The sequence below is a fragment of the Actinopolyspora lacussalsi genome (genome assembly GCA_030803735.1).
In the GTDB taxonomy this organism is placed as follows: Bacteria; Actinomycetota; Actinomycetes; order Mycobacteriales; family Pseudonocardiaceae; genus Actinopolyspora; species Actinopolyspora lacussalsi.
In genome coordinates, this window is sequence record JAURUC010000001.1 from 4637074 (window position 1) to 4657500 (window position 20427).

Consider the following 20427-nt stretch of genomic DNA (forward strand, 5'->3'; position numbering starts at 1 on the left):
CGGTGCGGCTCTCGCGAGGAAGGTCCGACGTTGTGTAGTGACTACCCGATGTCGGGCCTCCCGCAGCGAGAGCCGTGCCAGAGGTTCCGCCAAGTGAGTGGCTCACCAGAGGGCGGATCGGCACCACACAACTCAGTTGCCGTCGATCACTCCGGGATCGAGCCCGAGATAGCTGGCGATCTGCTCCACGAGCACGTCGTGTATCAGGTCCGTCATGTCCGTGCCGTTGCCGGCCCTGGCCTCCAGCGGACGCCGGTACAGCACGATTCGCGCCCTGGTGGGGTTGCCGCGCCGGTCGGTGCTCTCCGGGACGAGGCGCGCCAGTGGCACATTGGAGTCCACGACCATGTCGTCGCCCCACACCACGGACTCGGGTGACGTCACATCGACTTCCGGTACCTCGTCGACCGCCACGTCGAGCTGGGTGAGTTCGGTGTGCCACCGCTGCTCGATCGGTTCGAGGGCATCGAGCACCAGCGCGTCGAAGCGCTGCGAGCGGCTCCGGGCGGCAGGGACCGAGGACGGGTAGAGCGGACCGCGCATGCCGCGGCCACGTCGGTCCCGTCGCTTTCCGGTTCGCTGTCGAGCCTGCCGTGTGGTCACCACGCGGTGAGGATACTCCGCCCGAAACGGGATACGGAATCGTGCCCGCACCAGTAGCTACCGAACGTGTTCGTGCGATACGTTTCGGATAATTCGTCCGCGTAGTTTCGCTATCGTGCGCAACTTCACCAACAGGATGATCAATGCAGCGCAACGGATCGCCATGTCCGGATGAACGCCGGACGGCAGTTCCCACATCGGGTTATTCCGCCCGATTTTTCCGCGTGCCGTCGAGTACCGACGTGACAAGAGCGCTATGGTGCCAGGCGTGCGGAGCGTGAGGCGTTGCTCTCGAACCGGGTGCACCGACCCGGCGGTAGCGACGCTGACCTATGCCTATGCGGATTCGACCGCGGTGGTCGGCCCGCTGGCCACTTATGCCGAACCCCACAGTTACGACCTGTGCGAGGAACACGCACTCCGGCTGACGGTTCCCAAGGGCTGGCACGTCGTACGGCACGAGGGAGAGTTCAGCGCCGACCAGCCTTCCGGCGATGACCTCACGGCGCTCGCCGAGGCGGTTCGGGAGGCGGGCCGTGCCGATCCCGCCGATTCACCCGGGTTCCACGGCGGCGGAAGCAAACGAGGCCACCTGCGTGCGCTGCCCGACCCGGGCAACGAGTAGCACTCGGCGAACTCGTCGTTGCCACGTTCCCGTCTTTCCCACTGAATCCCGATGGCAGTCGGCGGACACCACGACCGAGCCGTTCGCGGGTAAGCTGCGGCACGCAGGCAAGGGATGCCGTCATTACGGGAGAGTGCAGCGTGCGGGACCTGTCGGGGATCGTCAAGGCGTATGACATCCGGGGTTTGGTGGGCGATGATCTGAACACGGATGTGGCCCGCGAAGTCGGTGCCGCGTTCACGAGACTGGTCGGTGGCCCCGCGGTGGTGGTGGGGCACGACATGCGGGATTCCTCTCCCGAGCTGGCGGCAGCGTTCTCCGAGGGAGTGACCGGGCAGGGAATCGATGTGATTCACATCGGTCTGGCCGGCACCGACATGCTCTACTTCGCCTCGGGGCAGCTGGATCTTCCGGGAGCGATGTTCACGGCCAGCCACAACCCGGCCCAGTACAACGGGATCAAGCTGTGCCGTGCCGGAGCCGCTCCCGTCGGGCAGGACAGCGGGCTGTCCGAGATCAAGGAGCTCGTGGGGCACGGCGTGCCCGAGTTCCTCGGTGCGCAGGGCACGGTCACCGAACGCGACATGCTCGGCGAGTACGCGCACTACCTGCGCGGACTGGTCGACCTCGGCGCGATCCGGCCGCTGAAGATCGTCGTCGACGCGGGCAACGGCATGGCCGGACACACCGTCCCCAGCGTTTTCGACGGTCTGCCCGTCGAAGTCGTGCCCATGTACTTCGAACTCGACGGTACGTTCCCCAACCACGAGGCGAACCCGTTGGAGCCCGCCAACCTCGTGGATCTCCAGGCCAAGGTGCGTGAGGTCGGTGCGGACGCGGGGCTGGCCTTCGACGGGGACGCCGACCGGTGCTTCGTGGTCGACGCGGCGGGTGAACCGGTCTCCCCCAGCGCGATCACCGCTCTGGTCGCCACGCGGGAACTCGCGAAGGAACCCGGCGCCGCCGTCATCCACAACCTGATCACCTCGAAGGCCGTGCCCGAGATCGTCACCGAACAGGGCGGCAAGCCCGTCCGCACCAGGGTCGGTCACTCCTTCATCAAGCAGACCATGGCCGAGACCGGCGCGATCTTCGGTGGAGAGCACTCGGCGCACTACTACTTCCGCGACTTCTGGCGCGCCGATTCGGGGATGCTGGCCGCACTGCACGTGTTGGCGGCGCTGGGTGGCCAGTCCGGTTCTCTCGCGGACCTGATGACGAGCTACACCCGCTACGCGGCTTCCGGGGAGGTCAACTCGACGGTCGACGATCCCGCTGCCCGGATGCGCGCGGTGATCGAGACGTTTCGCAACCGCAACGGTGCTCGTATCGACGAGCTCGACGGGCTTACCGTGGAGTTGTCGGACGGGTCGTGGTTCAATCTTCGCCCGTCCAACACCGAGCCGGTCCTCCGGCTGAACGTGGAGGGCGTCGACTCGACGAGCATGGTCGCGTTGCGCGACGAGGTGCTGGCTGTACTGCGGAAGTGATCCCGCTCGCCCCGGGCGGGGCGAGCGGTGGCTTCGCCGGTGCGTCTCGGCGTTCCGGCCGGTTGTGGACCGTCCGACCGATGGTGCGGTGTGATTCCAGAGAGGAAGAGTGACTGTGGCGATCGATCCCCGACTGCGGGAGATCCTGGTGTGCCCGTGCCCCCGACACGCGCCGCTGCGGGACGGTCTGCCGGATGATCCGGACGCCGAATATCTGACCTGCACCTCCTGCGGGCGCGGTTTCCCCGTCCGGGAAGGAATTCCCGTCCTCCTGCTGGAGGAGGCGCTTTCCGCCCCCGGGCCCGATCCCGCCCCCGACGAGCGAGGGGAGGGGTGAAGACGGTGTTGGACGACAGCGTCCTCGATGACCAGCGGCGAATCTTCGAACTGGACACCGGGGGTCTGCTCCGCATGGCCGCACTGGGGGGCGCGCAGGTTCGCGCGGCCGCCTCGGCCGCCTCGGAGGCGGGTGTGGACGACCTCGCCGGTTACAAACCGCGTGCTCTGGTGCTGCTGTCCACCTCCGGTGTCGGGCCTGCCACGTGTCGGTCGCTGGCGGCCCTGCTCGGTTCCTCCTGTCCGGTTCCTGTCGTGATCACCGACGTCATGCCCACCTGGGTCGGCCCTTTGGACGTGGTCTTCGCCTACGGGGCGGACGGTGGGGACACGTTGCTGGCCGAGTCGCTGGAACTGGCCACCAGGCGCGGGGCGAGCGTGATTCTCGCCGCTCCGGACGAGGGCCCCGTGGGGGCCGCCGCCGCGGGGCGGGCGAGAACGATTTCCCCCAGGATCCCGGTGTCCGAGCCGTTGAGCCTCGCGCACGCCTTCACAGCGGGGGTGAGGGTTCTCACGGCGTTGGGACTGCTCGACACCGATACCGACGCGTTGGCGGACGCGTTGGACGAACAGGCGGAGCGTTCCCACCCACGACACGAGATCTCGGAGAATCCCGCCAAGACGTTGGCGTTACGCCTGGCCGACCGTATCCCGCTGCTGTGGGGAGTGGACGGAACGTCCACGGCGGTCGCCGAACACGGCTCCTTCGTACTCGGGCGTTACGCGGGGATACCGTGCGATGTCACCGACTATCAGCAGGCGGTGCATCGTGCGGCGCTGTACCGCGCCGCCGCGACGGCCGGCAGCGAGGCGGATCTGTTCGCCGATCCCACGGAGGAAACCACGGCGGGGTGGCGCGTCGTGCTGCTGAGCACCCGCGACGGTGAACGGGCACGGTTCACCGAGCGAACCGCCACAGCGGCGCTGCCCGGCGCCGACGTGCTCGCCCCGAACGAGTCCCAGCAGGGGGACGGGGTCCGGAGTTCGCTGTCCCTCGCTGTCGGGTTCGACATGGCCGCGGTCTACATCGGGTTGGCTTCGGACTCGTTGCACGGGGACGACAGACCGGTGTCGGCGGTGCGCTGAGGACCTGGGTGCTTCGGCACTCGCATCCCCGGCCGATTCGCACGGAGTTTCCGGTGTTCTCCTGCGAAGCGCGGGCGGGACGCCATTCGTTGTACTCCCGCCGGGCGGTATCGGTTCCGTCGGGGAAACGCGGTTAGACGAGGAAGCGAGAACGACTGTGGAGTTACTGCGCAACGCGGTACGCCCGTATGCATGGGGGTCCCGGACCGCGATCGCGGAGCTACTCGGCCGTCCCGTCCCCGCGCCACATCCCGAAGCCGAACTCTGGATGGGCGCCCATCCCGGAGATTCCTCGCGGTTGCTGTGTCAGGACGGATCGGAGATTTCGCTGGTGCGCTTGTTGGACGCGGAGCCGAGCCACCAGCTGGGGCGGGCGTGCACCGACATATGGGGCAATCGGCTGCCCTACCTGATGAAGGTGCTCGCCGCGGACGAGCCGTTGAGCCTGCAGGCCCACCCCTCCGCCGAGCAGGCGGCCGACGGATTCGCACGGGAGGAGGCGGACGGGGTCCCGCGCGGTGCCGCCGACCGCAACTATCCGGATCCCACCGCGAAACCCGAGTTGATCTGCGCGCTGACCGAGTTCCACGCGCTCGCCGGATTCCGCGCCGCCGAAACCACCGTTCGGTTGCTGCACCAGCTCGACGTGCCGAGTCTGCGGGCGCACACCCGCCTGTTGGCCGATCAGCCGGATCGGGACGGGCTGCGTGCGTTGTTCACCACGTGGATCACTCTGCCGGAGGACACCCTCCGTGCGCTGATGCCGGATCTGTTGCGGGCGTGTGCCGAGCACGTGCGTTCCGGGGGTGAATTCACCGAGGAGTGCCGCACGGTTCTCGAACTGGGCGAGGACTACCCGAACGACGCCGGCGTGCTGGCGAGTCTGCTGCTGAATCGAATCGTGTTGCGGCCGGGGGAGGCCATCTATCTCGCGCCCGGGAACCTGCACGCCTATCTGCGCGGGACCGGCGTGGAGATACTGGCCAATTCGGACAACATCCTTCGGTGCGGCCTGACCCCCAAACACGTCGACGTGGCCGAACTGCTGAGGGTTCTCGACTTCGAGAACGGTGAACTGCGAATACTAAACGGTGAACGGCGCGACACCAATCTGACCGTCTACCGCACCGAGGCCGACGAGTTCGAGTTGTCCAGAGTGGAATGGCAGCACGGTGACCGGTCCGGTGTCCTGCTCGACTCCGCGGGACCGCAGATCCTGCTGTGCACCGAGGGCGGGGTCAGGTTGTCCCCCTACGCCGCGGGAGCCGGTACCAACGGGAACGGCAGCCACAACGGTGGCTCCGGTGACGCTCGCGAACTGGAGCTCTCGCGCGGGGACTCGGTCTGGCTCGCCGCTTCGGACCCCTGTGTGCTGGCGCAGCCGCTCGGTGCGGCGGGCGAAGGGGTGCAGCTGTTCCGGGCGGCCCCCGGCGCTGTCTGACCTGGGCTTTCCGCCGGGGACATCCCGGCGGGCGTGTTCGGACGGACCAGTCGTCCGCTCCCGACCGCGGTGCCCGACATCGAGCGGCCGCACCGCATGCCTCGCCGTCTCGCGGTACGCCCGACTCGCGCTCGGGCCGACTCGCGCTCGGGCCGACTCGCGCTCCGGGAGAACTCGGTCCCGCGGAGCGGTGCTCGCATTAAAAGAGTATTTTTCACGAGCAATTAGTGGTGTCGCGCAACTTTTCCGCCCCTCGCGCTCCCGATCCGCGCGGATTCGGCGGCTCGTTAGTAGATTGTGCTCTCAACCACCATCGGCAACGGTCTCGCGCCCGTTATCGTGCGGTGCCACCAGTAAGCATGATCCGAGGAGGCAGTGGTGCCAGGAAACGGAATCTGGCGGACCAAAACGGTCGAACAATCGATCCTGGACACCGATGAACCCGACACCAGACTACGGAAGAATCTCGGTACCTGGGATCTGATCGTTTTCGGTGTTTCGGTGGTAATCGGTGCGGGGATCTTCACGCTCACCGCACAGGTAGCGGGTGACACCACTGGTCCCGCCGTCTCACTCGCCTTCGTGCTCGCCGCGATCGCCTGCGCCCTCGCGGCACTGTGCTACGCCGAATTCGCCTCCACCGTTCCGGTGGCAGGCAGCGCCTACACGTACTCCTACGCCACGTTCGGCGAGTTCTTAGCCTGGATAATCGGCTGGGACCTGATCCTGGAGTTCTCCATCGCGGCTTCGGCCGTCGCCAAGAGCTGGTCTTCCTACCTGCAGCAGGTCATGTCCGGCATCGGGGTCTCGCTGGACACCAAGCTCCCGCTGGGCCCGCTCCAGTTCGACTGGGGAGCCATGCTGCTCGTCGCGGTGCTGGTAGCGGTGCTGATCACCGGCACCAAGCTCTCGGCGCGGGTCAGCATGGTGATCACGGCCATCAAGGTCGGGGTGGTGCTGTTCATCATCATCGCCGGGATCGCCTACATCAAACCGGACAACTACACCCCGTTCGTTCCGGAGGGGCAAAGCATCTCCGAGGGCGGTCCCGCCCTGCACCAGTCGCTGCTCTCGCTGCTGCTCGGGGGTGAATCCAGCACGTTCGGCATCTACGGGCTGCTGGCGGGGGCCTCGGTGGTGTTCTTCGCCTTCATCGGCTTCGACGTGGTGGCGACCACGGCGGAGGAGACCCGCGATCCGCAGCGCAACGCGCCGCGCGGCATCCTCGGTTCGGTGGTGATCACCACCGTGCTGTACGTGGGAGTTTCGCTCGTGCTGACCGGCATGGTGCGCTACACCGAGCTGGCCACCGGCCCCGACGGGCAGAGCGCCACCCTCGCGACCGCCTTCGAGATCAACGGTGTGAACTGGGCGGCCACACTGATCTCGGTGGGAGCACTGATCGGTCTCATCACCGTCGTGATGGTGCTGCTTCTCGGCCAGACCAGGGTGCTGTTCGCCATGGCCAGGGACGGTCTGCTGCCTCGCGGCCTGGCCAAGACCGACCCGCACCGCGGAACTCCGGTGCGCATCACCGTGCTGGTGGGAGCGGTGGTGTTCGTCGCTTCCGGCTTCTTCTCGTTCTCCAGCCTGGCCGAGATGGTCAACATCGGTACTCTGTTCGCGTTCGTCCTGGTTTCGGTCGGCGTGATCGTGCTGCGCCGCAAGCGTCCCGACCTGCCACGCGGCTTCCGCGCGCCGCTGGTTCCGGCGGTTCCGATCCTGGCGGTGCTGGCCTGCCTGTGGCTGATGATCAACCTGACCGCGTTCACCTGGATCAGGTTCCTCGTGTGGATGCTCGCGGGTGTGATCATCTACGCCCTTTACAGCCGCACCCACTCGGTGCTCGGGCAGCGGGAGAGGGCCGAGAACCTCCCCGACTGACGTTTGGAGCGGTCGGCCGTGCCAGCTGCTGAGTTGGTTGCGTGGCGGAACCTCACGGGCCGTCTCGCTGCGGGATCCTCGACATCGAGTAGTTACTACGCCACGTCGAGGCTGTCCTCGCGAGACGACCCGTGAGAACCCGCGGCGGTGCGGCCCGCTGGGGTGGTCGGAGCTCGAGCTGCGGGAGTGGTCGGGGCCCGGCTGCTCGTCGGCGCTGGTGTTCCGGCGATTTCTTGGGAAATCGACGCCGGGCGGTGCCACACCGCCGTATTGGGGGAAGCGTACCGGGGCGTCAATTTCTCGCGAGATCGCCGCGCCTCTCGGCTCACTGGCTCGACGGACGCAGGGCGGGGCCGCGTTCCCAGGGTGGCGTCATCCCGGGCAGGTCGATGATCTCCGGAGGTTCGGCGTGCGGGAGCCGAGAGGGCTGTTCGGTTCCGGTGGTTTCGGCGCTGTGCCCCTCCTGCTCGCCCGGATCGTCCTCCAGCGTGGGCTCGGTGGCCACGGTGGCGACCCTTTCCTCCCGTCGGACGGTCTCCCCACCCGTGACCGAGTGCGAGCCCACCTTCGTCGAAGACCCACCGGTGGCACGGTTCGTCGCGCGGTCCTCGGAGGTGTCCGTGCGATGGGTCTTGCCGTTCCGGGAGCTTCCCGCCGGATCGACCATCGTCGTGCGCAGCGGGAGGTTCGTGCCGCGTGCCGGAACCTCCAGGGCCGCCGCCATCGACACGGCCCTGTCCCACTCGGGGTCGCCGCTGTACTCGGAGTGCCGCGACAACCCGGCCGTCCAACGCCGATGCTCGAACGGTCCGCGCTGCGGATCGGGCAACCAGTGATCGTTACCGAGCACCAGCGCACCCGTGGGACCGCGTGCGGCGGCGTGCAGCGGCCCCTCGCTGCCGTCCGGGCGGAAGCCCACCCCCAGCAGCTTGCCGTCGTGGACCTGCCGGTTCCACGTCCCGACCGCACCGCCGATCGGATCAGTCCCTCGGCACAGTGAGCGCCACTGCCCGGCCAGCGAGCCCGCCAGGGAGCGCTGCGCCTCGTGGCCGAGAAAGCCGGGAAATCCGCGAGCGTACGCCCACTGCAGCTGTGAACCGGCCGTGACCAGGCCGACCCGTTCGTGGTCCTGTTCGTCGAGCCTGCCGAGCAACCTGGCCGCGGCGACGGAGACGAGCAGGCTGCCCTGGCTGTGACCGGACAACACCACGCGGGTGTTCGGGTCCGCCAGGTGTTCACACGCCCGGTCGACCAGTTCGGGGATCACCTTCAGCGCGTAGCACGGCGGCACGATCGGATGAGAATCCCGCGGCCAGAACAGGGTCAGATCGCACAGCAGACTCAACTGCCGCCCCGCGTTCGGACGACGAACCGCCAGGTGAACCATCCGCAGCAGCGTCGCCACCAGGGTCGCGAGTGCTCCCACGCCCAGCAGCAGCAACCAACGTCCCCAGAAGGGAGGTTCGGGGCCACCGAGGCGCAGCACCAGAGCCAGGACCGCTCCCACCGTCAGGGCACCCGCCAGCAGCAGCACCAGCCGATGCCCGTGGCTGCGTTGCAGCTCGGCCCATTTCCACGCGCGTTCGGCGCTGCGTTGATCCGCGGGGCGCCCGGCGTGCAGCAGCTCCACCTCGGGGGATACCCCGTCCGTACGGATCGCGCGCCACCAGCGCAACCACACCCACGGCACCCCGACGAGCCCCGCGAGTACGAGCACGGCCGTCGCCGCCCCCCACAACAGCGTCACGGTGTCGTAGGAAACCGGTAGCAGCAGATCCGTACCGAGCGCCTGCCGCGCACTCAGCGTCAGACCCGCACCGAAACCCGCGCCGAGCAGGCACGCGATCAGCAGTACCGGGGCGGCGAACCAGCCACCGGCCCACGGGCGCAGTCTCGACGGGAGGCGACGCCACGAGCGACGAGCCAGCAACGCGGCTGGTAGCAGCAGCACCCCGATACAGCCGCACAGTGCCAGCAGGCCGAGAGTCAGCGAGTCGGTCACCGGTCCCGAGCCGGGGAGCGGGCCGGACATGTGGGCCGGGAAGAGCGCTGTGAGCAGCAACAGCAGCCCGCTCGTGCCCAGCAGCAGGATTCGCGCGTAGTGTCCCACCAGCGGGTGCACGGAGCGTCGGAAACCGCTCTCGGACTCTCCCGAACCGGTCGGATCGTCCAGCAGCAACGTTCCCAGCACGCACAGCGCGGTTACGGCCGCTGCCGCCATCCAGCGCGGGTCAGTGGCGGCGGTCGGTCCGCCGAGAGCCAGCAGCACCACCGTGCATAGCGCGGCCACCGCGTGCAGCGTCCGCAGGGCGGGGGTGCTCGGATCGCGCACCACTCCGGCCCCCGGCAGTCTCGGTGCCTGCGCGCTGTGCTCGTTCCCGGCACCACTCGGGTTCCGAACCCGCCAGGACATCGCGGACAGGCGGTACATGCCGAACACGGCGGCCACCACGAAGAGCAGAGCAGGAACCGAACGCAGCGGTTCGAACGTACGCAGCTCGTCGGGGACGGTGCTCAGACACCCTGTCCCCGCGCGCAGGCACTGGGCCGCCACCAGATCCAGGCTCAGCACGGTCAGCTGTGCGGTGAACAGCATCGTCAGCAGCAGCCCCGCCAGGCGCAGCCCCGCGCGGAGCAGCGCTCCCAGCGAGCGCGACCAGTGGCTGTCCCGGTCGACCGGCGGCAGCATCCAGTGTGCCAGGTTAGCCAGCGCGAACGGGAACAGCAGTGCCCACAGCGCCTTGCCGCGTCCGGAGGTCATACCGCCCCAGACGTACCCCTCGACCGAACGAGGGACGGTTCGTTCCCCCGCGGTGAGGTCGGGCCCCGGGATCGGGCGCAGCAGTCGGTCAGCGGGGCTGACGATTCGTCCGGTGCCGTCGCCTGCCACGTCCACCGAAGCCACCGAATCGGTCAGCTCCCGCGGTTCCGTCCCGAGGACGCCGTGTACCCGCAGCTCGACCACGCGAGTGTCCGGCCCGGGTACGTGCACTGTTCCTCCTGTGGGTCGGTGCGGTGCGGGGGAGTCCGCTTTTCCGCGGAGTTCGCGAGTCCACTCACGACGGAAGAGCGGCTCCCGCCTCGGTCCTGTGGGAGCTGATTCTCCCGGTTAGATTGTCTCTTCTCGACGGTCTTGTCGCGACCTACTTCCCGGAAATCCTTTCATCGATACTTTCCCGTCGTCCGGAAGAGGCGTGCGGCCGGGTGGCCCACGCGGTCGCTACTCCGGTGGATGGACTGCGTAGGGTTCGCATCATGGGGCGACTGATCGTGATCGAAGGGCTGGACGGCGCGGGAAAGCAGACGCTGACCGACTCGTTGAGCGGCGAGCTGACGGCCAGGGGGCTGTCGGTGGGCCGCGCGGCCTTTCCGCGCTACGGCCAGGACGTGCACGCCGATCTCGTCGCCGAGGCGTTGCGGGGCGCGCACGGCGACCTAGCCGAGTCCGTGTACGGCATGGCCGTGCTCTACGCACTGGACCGGCAGCGCGCCGCGGAGTGGCTGCGAGCACGGCTCGCCGAACACGACGTGCTGTTGCTCGACCGGTACGTGGCCTCCAACGCCGCCTACGGGGCGGCCCGGTTGTGGCAGCACGCCGACGGTGAGTTCGTATCCTGGGCCTACCAGCTCGAGGTCACCCGATTCGGACTGCCGGAGCCGGAACTGCAGATCCTGCTCCGCGTGCCCGGTGAAGTCGCCGCGGAGCGGGCCGAACGCAGGGAACGATCCGGCACGGCGGACGGCAGGGACATGTTCGAGTCGGACTCGGGACTGCAGGACCGCTGTGCGGCGGTTTACCTGGAACTCGCCGAGATGTCGTGGTGGTCCCCCTGGCACGTGGTGGACGACGCCGCCACCACGGATCCGGCGGGACTGGCCGACCACGTGCTCGCGTAACCTACTCCACCGTAGTGCTCCGTTTGGCGGTACCATAGCCCTGGCGCTGGGCAATGATCCGACGACCTGCGGTGATGAGTACCGGGTGGTGCTTGCCCCCGTGGTGCAAAGTGCAACCATGTGGGGCATGAAGTCACGCGTGCTCGTGGTGGACGACGACCCTGCCCTGGCGGAGATGCTGACCATCGTACTCCGCGGTGAAGGGTTCGATACCGCCGTCGTCAACGACGGCACCAAGGCGATGCCCGCGCTGCGTGAACTCAAACCCGATCTGGTGTTGCTCGACCTGATGTTGCCGGGCATGAACGGCATCGACGTGTGCAAGGCCATTCGTGCCGAATCGATGGTCCCCGTCGTCATGCTCACCGCGAAGAGTGACACCGTTGACGTCGTCCTCGGCCTGGAGTCCGGTGCCGACGACTACATCGTCAAACCGTTCAAGCCGAAGGAGCTGGTGGCACGGCTGCGGGTGCGGCTGCGCCGCACGGAGGCGGAACCCGCCGAAGTGCTCTCCATCGGTGACCTTACGGTCGACGTCCCCGGGCACGAGGTCACGCGCGACGGAGTTCCGATCTCGCTGACGCCGTTGGAGTTCGACCTGCTGGTCGCGCTCGCGCGCAAGCCCCGCCAGGTTTTCACCCGTGAGGTGTTACTCGAGCAGGTGTGGGGCTACCGGCACGCGGCCGACACCCGGTTGGTCAACGTACACGTACAGCGACTCCGGTCGAAGATCGAGAAGGATCCGGAGCACCCGGAGGTCGTACTGACGGTTCGGGGCGTCGGGTACAAGGCCGGGCCGCCATGATCGCCGAACACGATGATTGTCTCGACACGGCAGGACGGACGGGGTGAACGGTGAGCAGCCTCGTGCCGGCGCCGAGCGCTCCTTCCCGGCCCGGCTCCGGGATGACGTCCGCAGGCGCTGGCACTGGTTCGAATCGACCTGGCGCCGCTCGATGCAGCTGCGTGTCGTCGTCAGCACCCTGGCGCTGTCCTCGGCCGTGGTCTTCGTACTGGGGATGGTGCTGCAGACGCAGATCACCAACAGACTGCTGCAGAACAAGGAGGACGCCGCGGTCCGGCAGGTCGAGCAGAACCTGCCGATCCTGGAGTACCAGCTGACGGCGGTCGATCCCAATTCCGGCGATGTCGACGAGCAGCTGGAAGCCGCGCTGAACCAGCTGACCACCAGCACCGCCGACAATACCGAGACCGACTCGTTCGCCGGGAACTACGAGCCCGCCCTGGTGGACGGCCAAGCCATCACCGAGAACGGTGAACAACCTTCCGCGGGGCCGATCGACAGCGTTCCGAACTCGCTGCGCAAGCTCGTCAAGGAGGACAACCTGGCGAGTAAGATCGAGACGGTCAGGCGCGACGGCGAGTCGGTCACCATGCTCATCATCGGCAGCCCGGCCGGAACCGCCACCCGACCGTTGCAGGCCTATTTCCTGTTCCCACTGGAGTCGGAGCGCAAAACACTGGGACTGGTGCAGAGCACCCTGCTGGTGGGCGGTCTGGTGCTGCTCGTGCTGCTCGGCGCCATCACCAATCTCGTCACCCGGCAGGTGGTGCGTCCCGTCCGGCAGGCCGCCCACACCGCCGAGCGGCTGGCCGCGGGCAATCTCGACGAACGGATGCGGGTCATCGGCGAGGACGACATGGCCCGGCTCGCGGACTCGTTCAACGAGATGGCCGACAGTCTCAAGCAGCAGATTCAGCAGCTCGAGGAGTTCGGCCAACTCCAGCGGCGCTTCACCTCGGACGTCTCGCACGAGCTGCGTACCCCGCTGACCACCGTGCGGATGGCCGCGGATGTGCTGCACGCCTCCCGCGACGATCTGCCGGACGGACTGGAGCGCTCCGCCGAGCTGCTCGTCGACGAGCTCGACAGGTTCGAGTCGCTGCTCGGTGATCTGCTGGAGATATCCCGGCTCGACGCCGGAGTCGCCGACCTGGCCACCGAGTCGCTCGACGTGCCGGATCTGGTGCGGCGTGTCATGGATTCGTTGCTGCCCATCGCCAGGACCGGCGGAGTCGAGCTGCGTGGCGACTTCCCCGTCGAGGAGGTTCACATCCTCGCGGACGCCCGGCGAATCGAACGCATCGTGCGAAACCTGGTCGCCAACGCCGTCGACCACGCGGAGGGCAGGCCGGTGGACATCAACTTCGCCGCGGACGACCGCTCGGTGGCGGTCACCGTGCGCGACTACGGTGTCGGACTGCGCCCCGGTGAGGCCGAACTCGTGTTCACCAGGTTCTGGCGCGCCGATCCCTCGCGGGATCGACAGACCGGCGGTACGGGCCTCGGACTCTCCATCGCGGCCGAGGACGCTCGGCTGCACGGTGGCTGGCTCGACGCCTGGGGCGAACCCGGCAAGGGGTCCTGCTTCCGGCTCACCCTGCCGCGCGACTCGGGCGACCGGGTGGACACGAGCCCGTTGTCGCTGCCGAGCACCCGCAGTATCGCCGCCCCCGAAGCACTGCTGGCCGTACCCGGGGACGCGACGGACAACGGTTCCACCCCCTCGGACGAGGGGTACGACCAAAACGATCAGGGACCGACCTGGAGCTCCGGTCCCGGCGAGCAGGAGAAACGATGACGTTGCGATGGCGGCTCGCTCGAGCGGTGACTCTGCTGCTGGTGCTGTCCGTTCCGGTCACCGGCTGTGCCTCGATACCGGAGGAGACCAATGCCGGCGTGATCCGACAGGTCGAGGAAGCTCCCGAGACCAGCACCGAGGCCCAGCCACCATCCGAGAACCTCAACGACACGGACCTCGTCCGCAGTTTCCTGGAGGCCACCGCGGAGCCCGCCAACGACTACGCGGCGGCCCGGCTGCACCTGACCGAGCAGGCGGCCGACTCGTGGCAGGTTCCCTCGGAACGGTTCATCGTAAACAGCGTCAACACCGTGCCGAAGTCGGAGCCGGAAACCGCCGACTCCGTCAGGATCGTCGGCCTGGACTTGCACCAGCTCGGCAAGCTGCGGAAGGACCAGTCCTACGTTCCGGAGGAGAAGGACCTCAGTCTGCGGGTCAAGGTCCGGCAGCGTTCCGACGGGCAGTGGCGGATAGTCGATCCGCCTCGCAAGCTGCTGGTCGCCAGCGACGCCTTCAAGTCCCACTACCGGGCCGTATCGGTCTACTTCCTGGATCACCAGCGCGAGGGGGTGATCCCCGACATCCGGTGGGTGCGGCAGAACCCGAAGAGCACACTGCCCTCGCGGGTCATCAGCCTGTTGCTGTCGGGCCCCTCCGAGGGCTTCGACCTGGCGATGAAGACCGCCATACCGGAGGACACCACCACGGCGAGCAACGTGAGCGAGACCGATGACGGTGCGCTGCTCGTCAATCTACGCGACCTCGGCGATCTGAGCGGCAAGAAGAAGCGGCTGATCGCCGCCCAAGTGGTGCTGACGCTGCGCGGTGTCCGAACCGCCCGGGTGGAACTGCGGGACGAGGGCGCGTCGTTGCTGTCGAACACCGAGGTGCTGCGTCCCTCCGACGTGAGCGAGTACGAGCAGCAGAACGAGGCTCCCCGGGACGTGAAGCCACTCGCGGTGGTCGACGAGAAACTGCTGGTGTTCAGCGAGGACTCCCCCCAGGTACCCGGCCCCGCGGGCAACGGGAGCTACCGGATCACTACCGCCGCTCGTTCCGACGACGGTTCCCGAGTGGCCGCTGTGGTGCGTCGCGATGACAGCGGAGTCGAGCTGCGCGTGGGCGCGTACGGCGAGGAGCTGCGGAGACTCGGGATTCGAGGCAATTTCATGAGCAGGCCGACCTGGCGCAGTGAATCCGAGTTCTGGACCGTCGTCAACGGCGAACGGGTGATGCGGGCTACCCGCGACGAGAACGGCTCCTGGTCGGTCAGCCGGATCGACGCGAGCGACTTCCCCGGTGAGGGGAATATCGAAGCCCTGCGGATCTCCCGAGGTGGTACCCGGCTCGCCGCCGTCGTCGACGGGCGAATAGTCGTCGCCGGTATAGCGGGCGGCGACTCGGACGTGTCGCTGCAAGAGCCCGTGACGCTGAGCGGTGGCACGGGGGATTCCGAGATCAAGGGGGTCGACTGGCTCACCGGCGACTCGCTGGTGGCCATCACCGGTAGGGACGGTCAGCCCGTGGTCAGGGTTTCGGTCGACGGTTTCAACTGGGACTCCTATCGATCCTCCAATCTGCGCAACCCCAAAATGGTGACCGTGGGGCCGGACCAACGGGTCATAGTCGCCGACGATTCCTACCTCTGGCAGGCCAAGGATCTGTCCGATTACTGGGAAGTGCTGCGGGACATCCCGATCGGGGCGTCCTCGAAACCCTTCTACCCGGGGTGATCGAGGTTCTCCGGTCGGCCCGGTCGGCGGTTGGCATGCCCGTGCGCCCGATCCGTACGGACAGTGCGTGTCCGTACGGACAGTGCGTGCGGACGACACGCCGAGCCGTCGGTGGCGGGGCGACCCGGCACCGGCCCACGCCGAGTCAACCTCGGCGGCGTGTCATTCGATCGATACTCCCTCGCGGGCGTCCCGTCGGGGCTGGTGGATCTGCTGCTGCCATTGCGCTGTGCGGGCTGCGGTCTTGCCGGTGCCGTGCTCTGCGCCGAGTGCGACATGCGGTTCCACGAGCCGCGCGTGATCCGTCCTCCCGCGCTGTTCCGGGAACCGCCGATTCACGCCTTGGCTCGTTATCGCGGTCGGGTGCGTACGACGCTGCTGGCCTACAAGGAGGGCGGTCGTCGTGACCTGGAGAGGCCACTGGGAAATCACGTGGCCGCCGCCGTCCGGGCCGTTCTCGCCGCATCCGGCTCGATCATCGAAACCGACTCGCCCCGTCTGGTGCCGGCCCCGTCGAGGGACGCGGCCGTGCGACGCAGGGGCAGAGCGCACCTGGCGCGACTCACCCACCGCGCGGAGCGGAGGTTGCCCGGCTTGTGCACGGCGGACTGCCTTCGGTTGAGTCCACGAGTGCGCGATTCGGTGGGGTTGGACAGCGGACGGCGCTTCGAGAATCTGCGTGGCGGGGTGCTGTCACGGCCCGGTCGTCTGCCGCCGCCGGGTACTCCCGTGCTGCTGCTCGACGACGTCCTCACCACCGGTGCCACGGTGCTCAACTGCCTACGAACGCTCTCCGAGGCCGAGCTTCCGGTGGTGGCCGTCCTGGTGCTGGCGAGCGCTTGCCGGGAGTCCTGACCGGCCCGTGTGCGCCCCGGTGTCCGGAGCATCCCGTTGCCCACCCCGGGTGCGTCCCGCGAGGCGAACCGGATTCCGCCCCGACGGGAACCGATGGTTTGTCTCATACGTTTGCCGGGTATACGCGGATGGCCGTACCGCCCGGCGCGGGCACGGTGCGGACGTCCGGGTACAGGTCCGAAAGGGCGAGCACGGGACGCGGCCGTGCTACTGCTGTCGTCGGGACCGGCCCTGCGCCGGGCGGAGGTGTGTCATTGCGAACCCGGGACCATGCCAGTTACACAGGGTGCCCGATTGACTTCACCCGACTCGGGGGGTGTCACAACTCCGCAACGCGAGCTAACGTGCGTTCCCATCAAGCCGTTTTCCGGCAGTGGAATGAGGTGAGGCAGTGATGACCCTGACGCCGGAAACGAGCTGAGCACGCTCACTCCGGTGTCGCCGTGATCGTCATTCACGGAAGCACGCTGAGCAACGGAGGTCGTGAATGGACATCGTCGTCAAGGGCCGCAACGTCGAGGTGCCCACGCATTACCAGCAGCACGTCGACGAGAAGCTGAGCCGCCTCGACCGTTACGACAGGAAGGCCATGCGGGCCGACGTGGAGCTCCGGCACGAGCGTAATCCACGCCAGGCGAAGAACTGCCAGCGGGTCGAAATCACTCTCAAGGGACGCGGACCGGCCGTACGAGCCGAGGCCAGCGCGGTCGATTTCTACGCCGCCCTGGACGCCGCGTCGACGAAGCTGGAGAACCGGCTACGCAAGATGCACGACCGCCGGAAGGTGCACTACGGTCGGCGCAACCCCCGTTCGGTGGCGGAGGCCACCGCCGCGATGGCGGATCGTCCGGTCGCCGTCGCCGGTGCCGGTGGCACGACCGGCGGCCGCACACGCACGACACTCCTGGAACCGCCGGCCGACCAGCTGCGACACGACAGCGCGGAGGGGAACAGCACCGTGAGCGACAGCGCCGTGAGCAATCAGCGGGCTTCCCGGACAACCGAACCTCCCGCGGGCGGCGCCGGATTCCCGCAACAGCGTGAGGAAAGCAGCGACTACGAACCCGGTCGAATCGTCCGCGAGAAGGAACACCCCGCCACACCGATGACCGTGGACCAAGCCCTCTACGAGATGGAGTTGGTGGGACACGACTTCTACCTGTTCTTCGACGCGGAAGCCGACAAGCCCAGCGTGGTTTACCGTCGCAGGGGATTCGACTACGGAGTGATCAGACTGGCCTGACCCGGGTGGTCCTCGCGGCTACTCCAGCCGTACCGATTTGGTACGGACCATAACCATCGTGGCCGTCCGCCGCGTACCGTGGTGCGCGGGGACGGCCACGTCTGTGGTTCGACGCAGCCGACGGCGGCCAGATTCCCCCTGCCACCGCACGATCGGGTGTGGCGGGAACACACGTGCGTGCCGGAAACGTTCGTGGTCCGTGGCCACTTCCGGCGTTCGCGCAGTGAGCATCGTCCGACGGTGCCTGAGCGAACCGTGCGGAGGTGGGCTTCTAATACTATGGCCGTAAAGCGTCCGTGACGGGCGCGTCACGATCAGCAAGTGAGGTCGACCGGATGGTCCTGTCCCGACTGCTCCGCGCTGGCGAAGGTAAGATGCTCAAGCGTCTGCGTTCCATCGCGGCGCACATCAACGAGCTCGAAGACGACACGGTCGCGCTGTCCGATGACGAGCTGCGGGCCAAGACCGATGAGTTCAAGGGCCGTTACGCCGACGGCGAGCAGCTGGACAAGCTCCTGCCCGAGGCCTTCGCGGTCGCTCGTGAGGGTGCCAGGCGAACGCTCGGCAACCGGCACTTCGACGTTCAGCTCATGGGCGGTGCCGCGCTGCACTTCGGTCAGATAGCCGAGATGAAAACCGGTGAGGGCAAGACGCTCACCTGCGTGCTGCCCGGCTATCTCAACGCGATCACACGCAACAGCGTCCACGTCATCACGGTCAACGACTACCTGGCCAAACGTGACTCGGAGTGGATGGGCCGAATATATCGTTTCCTCGGCATGGAAGTCGCCGCCATCACGGCCGACATGTCCCCCGAGCAGCGCAGGGACGCCTACAACTGTGACGTCATCTACGGCACCAACAACGAGTTCGGCTTCGACTACCTGCGCGACAACATGGCCTGGAGCCTGGCCGAGTGCGTCCAGCGCGACCACAACTTCGCGATCGTCGACGAGGTCGACTCGATCCTCATCGACGAGGCCAGGACCCCGCTGATCATCTCCGGGCCCGCCGACCAGTCCTCCCGCTGGTACCAGGAGTTCGCGCGGCTGGCTCCGATGCTGACCCGCGACGAGCACTACGAGGTCGACGAGCGCAAGCGCACCATCGGTGTCACCGAGGAAGGCGTCGACATCATCGAGGACCAGCTCGGGATCGACAACCTCTACGAGGCCGCGAACACCCCGCTGGTCGGATATCTCAACAACGCGCTCAAGGCCAAGGAGCTCTACCGCAGGGACAAGGACTACATCGTTCGCAACGGTGAAGTGGCCATCGTCGACGAGTTCACGGGGCGCGTGCTGCACGGACGCCGTTACAACGAGGGCATGCACCAGGCGATCGAGGCCAAGGAAGGCGTCGAGATCCAGGCCGAGAACCAGACCCTGGCCACGATCACGCTGCAGAACTACTTCCGGCTCTACGACAAGCTCGCCGGTATGACCGGTACGGCCCAGACGGAGGCCGCCGAGTTCCAGAGCACCTACAAGCTCGGTGTGGTATCGATCCCCACCAACGAGCCGATGGTCCGGCAGGACCAGCCCGACCTGATCTACAAGAGCGAAGAGGCCAAGTTCGCCGCCGTCGCCGAGGACATCGAGGAACGGCACGGTAACGGACAGCCGGTGCTGGTCGGCACGACCAGCGTCGACCGATCGGAGTACCTGGCGAAGCTGCTCACCAAGCGCGGTGTTCCGCACAGCGTGCTCAACGCCAAGCACCACGAGTCCGAAGCGGGCATCATCGCCGAGGCGGGCCGCAGGGGCGCGGTGACCGTGGCCACCAACATGGCCGGTCGTGGTACCGACATCGTGCTCGGCGGCAACGTCGACCACCTGGCCGACAGCGAGCTGCGCAAGCGGGGCCTCGATCCGGTCGACAACCGGGAGGACTACGAGGCCGAGTGGCCCGCGGTGGTCGACAAGATCAAGGAACAGGCCGAGTCCGAGGCCGACGAGGTGCGCGAGGCGGGCGGGCTCTACGTGCTCGGCACCGAACGGCACGAGTCGCGCCGGATCGACAACCAGCTGCGTGGTCGTTCCGGACGTCAGGGCGACCCGGGCGAGTCGCGGTTCTACCTCTCGCTCGGTGACGAGTTGATGCGCCGCTTCAACGCCAACATGGTCGAGACCGTCATGACCCGCCTGAAGGTCCCGGACGACGTTCCGATCGAGCACAAGATGGTCACCAGAGCCATCCGAAGCGCTCAGACCCAGGTCGAACAACAGAACATGGAGATCCGCAAGAACGTCCTCAAGTACGACGAGGTGCTCAACCAGCAGCGATCGGTGATCTACACCGAACGCAGGCGCGTGCTGGAAGGCGAGGATCTGCGCGAGCAGGTCGAGCACATGATCGAGGACGTGATCAGCGCCTACGTGAAGGGCGCGACCTCCGAAGGCTATGCGGAGGACTGGGACCTCCAACAGCTCTGGACCGCTCTCAAATCCCTCTACCCGATCTCCATCCACTGGGAGGACATCGCCGAGGAGGACGGCGACCTCAGCAGCAAGAAGGTGAACGACGCGGTTATCGCCGATGCCAAGCGTGCCTACGACGCGCGGGAAGCCGAGATCGAGGAGATGGTCGGCGAAGGCGGCATGCGCGAGCTCGAACGCCGTGTCGTGCTCA

The 20427-nt window shown here is 67.4% G+C and carries 15 protein-coding genes (1 of these 15 only partly in view); 13 read left to right on the forward strand and 2 right to left on the reverse strand.

Annotated features, from left to right (window positions below):
• Window positions 1-132: 132 nt before the first annotated feature.
• Window positions 133-606 carry a metallopeptidase family protein gene (locus J2S53_RS20700; protein ID WP_245755523.1) on the reverse strand — a complete coding sequence of 158 codons (474 nt, stop codon included), beginning with the start codon at window positions 604-606 and terminating at the stop codon, window positions 133-135.
• Between the two features lie 265 nt (window positions 607-871).
• Here J2S53_RS20700 and J2S53_RS20705 point away from each other — a divergent pair, with 265 nt between their 5' ends.
• From J2S53_RS20705 to J2S53_RS20730, 6 genes are all read left to right on the forward strand, one after another.
• Window positions 872-1228, forward strand: coding sequence for a DUF3499 domain-containing protein (locus tag J2S53_RS20705; protein ID WP_245755522.1), 357 nt, complete (start codon window positions 872-874; stop codon window positions 1226-1228).
• Between the two features lie 140 nt (window positions 1229-1368).
• Window positions 1369-2718: a phosphomannomutase/phosphoglucomutase gene (locus J2S53_RS20710; RefSeq protein WP_456242388.1), complete on the forward strand. Its 1350-nt coding sequence runs from the start codon at window positions 1369-1371 to the stop codon at window positions 2716-2718.
• Between the two features lie 109 nt (window positions 2719-2827).
• Window positions 2828-3055 (forward strand): Trm112 family protein, encoded by a 228-nt coding sequence (locus J2S53_RS20715; RefSeq protein WP_456242389.1) that lies wholly within the window; start codon window positions 2828-2830, stop codon window positions 3053-3055.
• 5 nt (window positions 3056-3060) lie between these two features.
• Window positions 3061-4140 carry an SIS domain-containing protein gene (locus J2S53_RS20720; protein WP_456242390.1) on the forward strand — a complete coding sequence of 360 codons (1080 nt, stop codon included), beginning with the start codon at window positions 3061-3063 and terminating at the stop codon, window positions 4138-4140.
• Window positions 4141-4297: 157 nt separating this feature from the next.
• On the forward strand, window positions 4298-5581 hold the full coding sequence (gene manA, locus J2S53_RS20725; protein WP_456242391.1) for a mannose-6-phosphate isomerase, class I: 1284 nt from the start codon (window positions 4298-4300) through the stop codon (window positions 5579-5581).
• Window positions 5582-5959: 378 nt separating this feature from the next.
• On the forward strand, window positions 5960-7465 hold the full coding sequence (locus J2S53_RS20730; RefSeq protein WP_456242392.1) for an amino acid permease: 1506 nt from the start codon (window positions 5960-5962) through the stop codon (window positions 7463-7465).
• A 325-nt stretch (window positions 7466-7790) separates the two neighbouring features.
• Here the strand turns inward: J2S53_RS20730 and J2S53_RS20735 are convergent, their stop codons facing one another.
• Window positions 7791-10457: a hypothetical protein gene (locus tag J2S53_RS20735; RefSeq protein ID WP_456242393.1), complete on the reverse strand. Its 2667-nt coding sequence runs from the start codon at window positions 10455-10457 to the stop codon at window positions 7791-7793.
• A gap of 263 nt (window positions 10458-10720) precedes the next feature.
• Here J2S53_RS20735 and J2S53_RS20740 point away from each other — a divergent pair, with 263 nt between their 5' ends.
• The 7 genes from J2S53_RS20740 to secA form a co-directional block, all read left to right on the forward strand.
• Entirely contained in the window at window positions 10721-11362 is a 642-nt protein-coding gene (locus J2S53_RS20740) for a dTMP kinase (protein ID WP_456242394.1), read from the forward strand.
• A 127-nt stretch (window positions 11363-11489) separates the two neighbouring features.
• On the forward strand, window positions 11490-12167 hold the full coding sequence (gene mtrA / locus J2S53_RS20745; RefSeq protein WP_043576314.1) for an MtrAB system response regulator MtrA: 678 nt from the start codon (window positions 11490-11492) through the stop codon (window positions 12165-12167).
• A 151-nt stretch (window positions 12168-12318) separates the two neighbouring features.
• Window positions 12319-13965, forward strand: a complete 1647-nt coding sequence (gene mtrB / locus J2S53_RS20750) for an MtrAB system histidine kinase MtrB (protein ID WP_456242848.1) — start codon at window positions 12319-12321, stop codon at window positions 13963-13965.
• Window positions 13962-15698: an LpqB family beta-propeller domain-containing protein gene (locus J2S53_RS20755; RefSeq protein ID WP_456242395.1), complete on the forward strand. Its 1737-nt coding sequence runs from the start codon at window positions 13962-13964 to the stop codon at window positions 15696-15698. Before mtrB ends, J2S53_RS20755 begins: the two co-directional genes overlap by 4 nt.
• 159 nt (window positions 15699-15857) lie before the next feature.
• Window positions 15858-16553: a ComF family protein gene (locus tag J2S53_RS20760; protein WP_456242396.1), complete on the forward strand. Its 696-nt coding sequence runs from the start codon at window positions 15858-15860 to the stop codon at window positions 16551-16553.
• Window positions 16554-17040: 487 nt separating this feature from the next.
• Window positions 17041-17796 carry a ribosome hibernation-promoting factor, HPF/YfiA family gene (gene hpf, locus J2S53_RS20765; RefSeq protein WP_456242397.1) on the forward strand — a complete coding sequence of 252 codons (756 nt, stop codon included), beginning with the start codon at window positions 17041-17043 and terminating at the stop codon, window positions 17794-17796.
• A 335-nt stretch (window positions 17797-18131) separates the two neighbouring features.
• Window positions 18132-20427, forward strand: partial view of a preprotein translocase subunit SecA gene (gene secA / locus J2S53_RS20770; protein ID WP_456242398.1) — the 5' portion only. 572 nt of this gene lie beyond the right edge of the window; 2296 of the gene's 2868 nt are visible here — the first part of the coding sequence; its start codon is at window positions 18132-18134; the stop codon falls past the right edge of the window.

What these genes read in the sequence shown, in the direction of transcription:
- mtrA (WP_043576314.1), top strand. Translation starts at nt 11,490, where the DNA reads ATGAAGTCACGCGTGCTCGTGGTGGACGACGACCCTGCCCTGGCGGAG.
- J2S53_RS20740 (WP_456242394.1), top strand. Translation starts at nt 10,721, where the DNA reads ATGGGGCGACTGATCGTGATCGAAGGGCTGGACGGCGCGGGAAAGCAG.
- mtrB (WP_456242848.1), top strand. Translation starts at nt 12,319, where the DNA reads ATGCAGCTGCGTGTCGTCGTCAGCACCCTGGCGCTGTCCTCGGCCGTG.
- hpf (WP_456242397.1), top strand. Translation starts at nt 17,041, where the DNA reads ATGGACATCGTCGTCAAGGGCCGCAACGTCGAGGTGCCCACGCATTAC.
- J2S53_RS20755 (WP_456242395.1), top strand. Translation starts at nt 13,962, where the DNA reads ATGACGTTGCGATGGCGGCTCGCTCGAGCGGTGACTCTGCTGCTGGTG.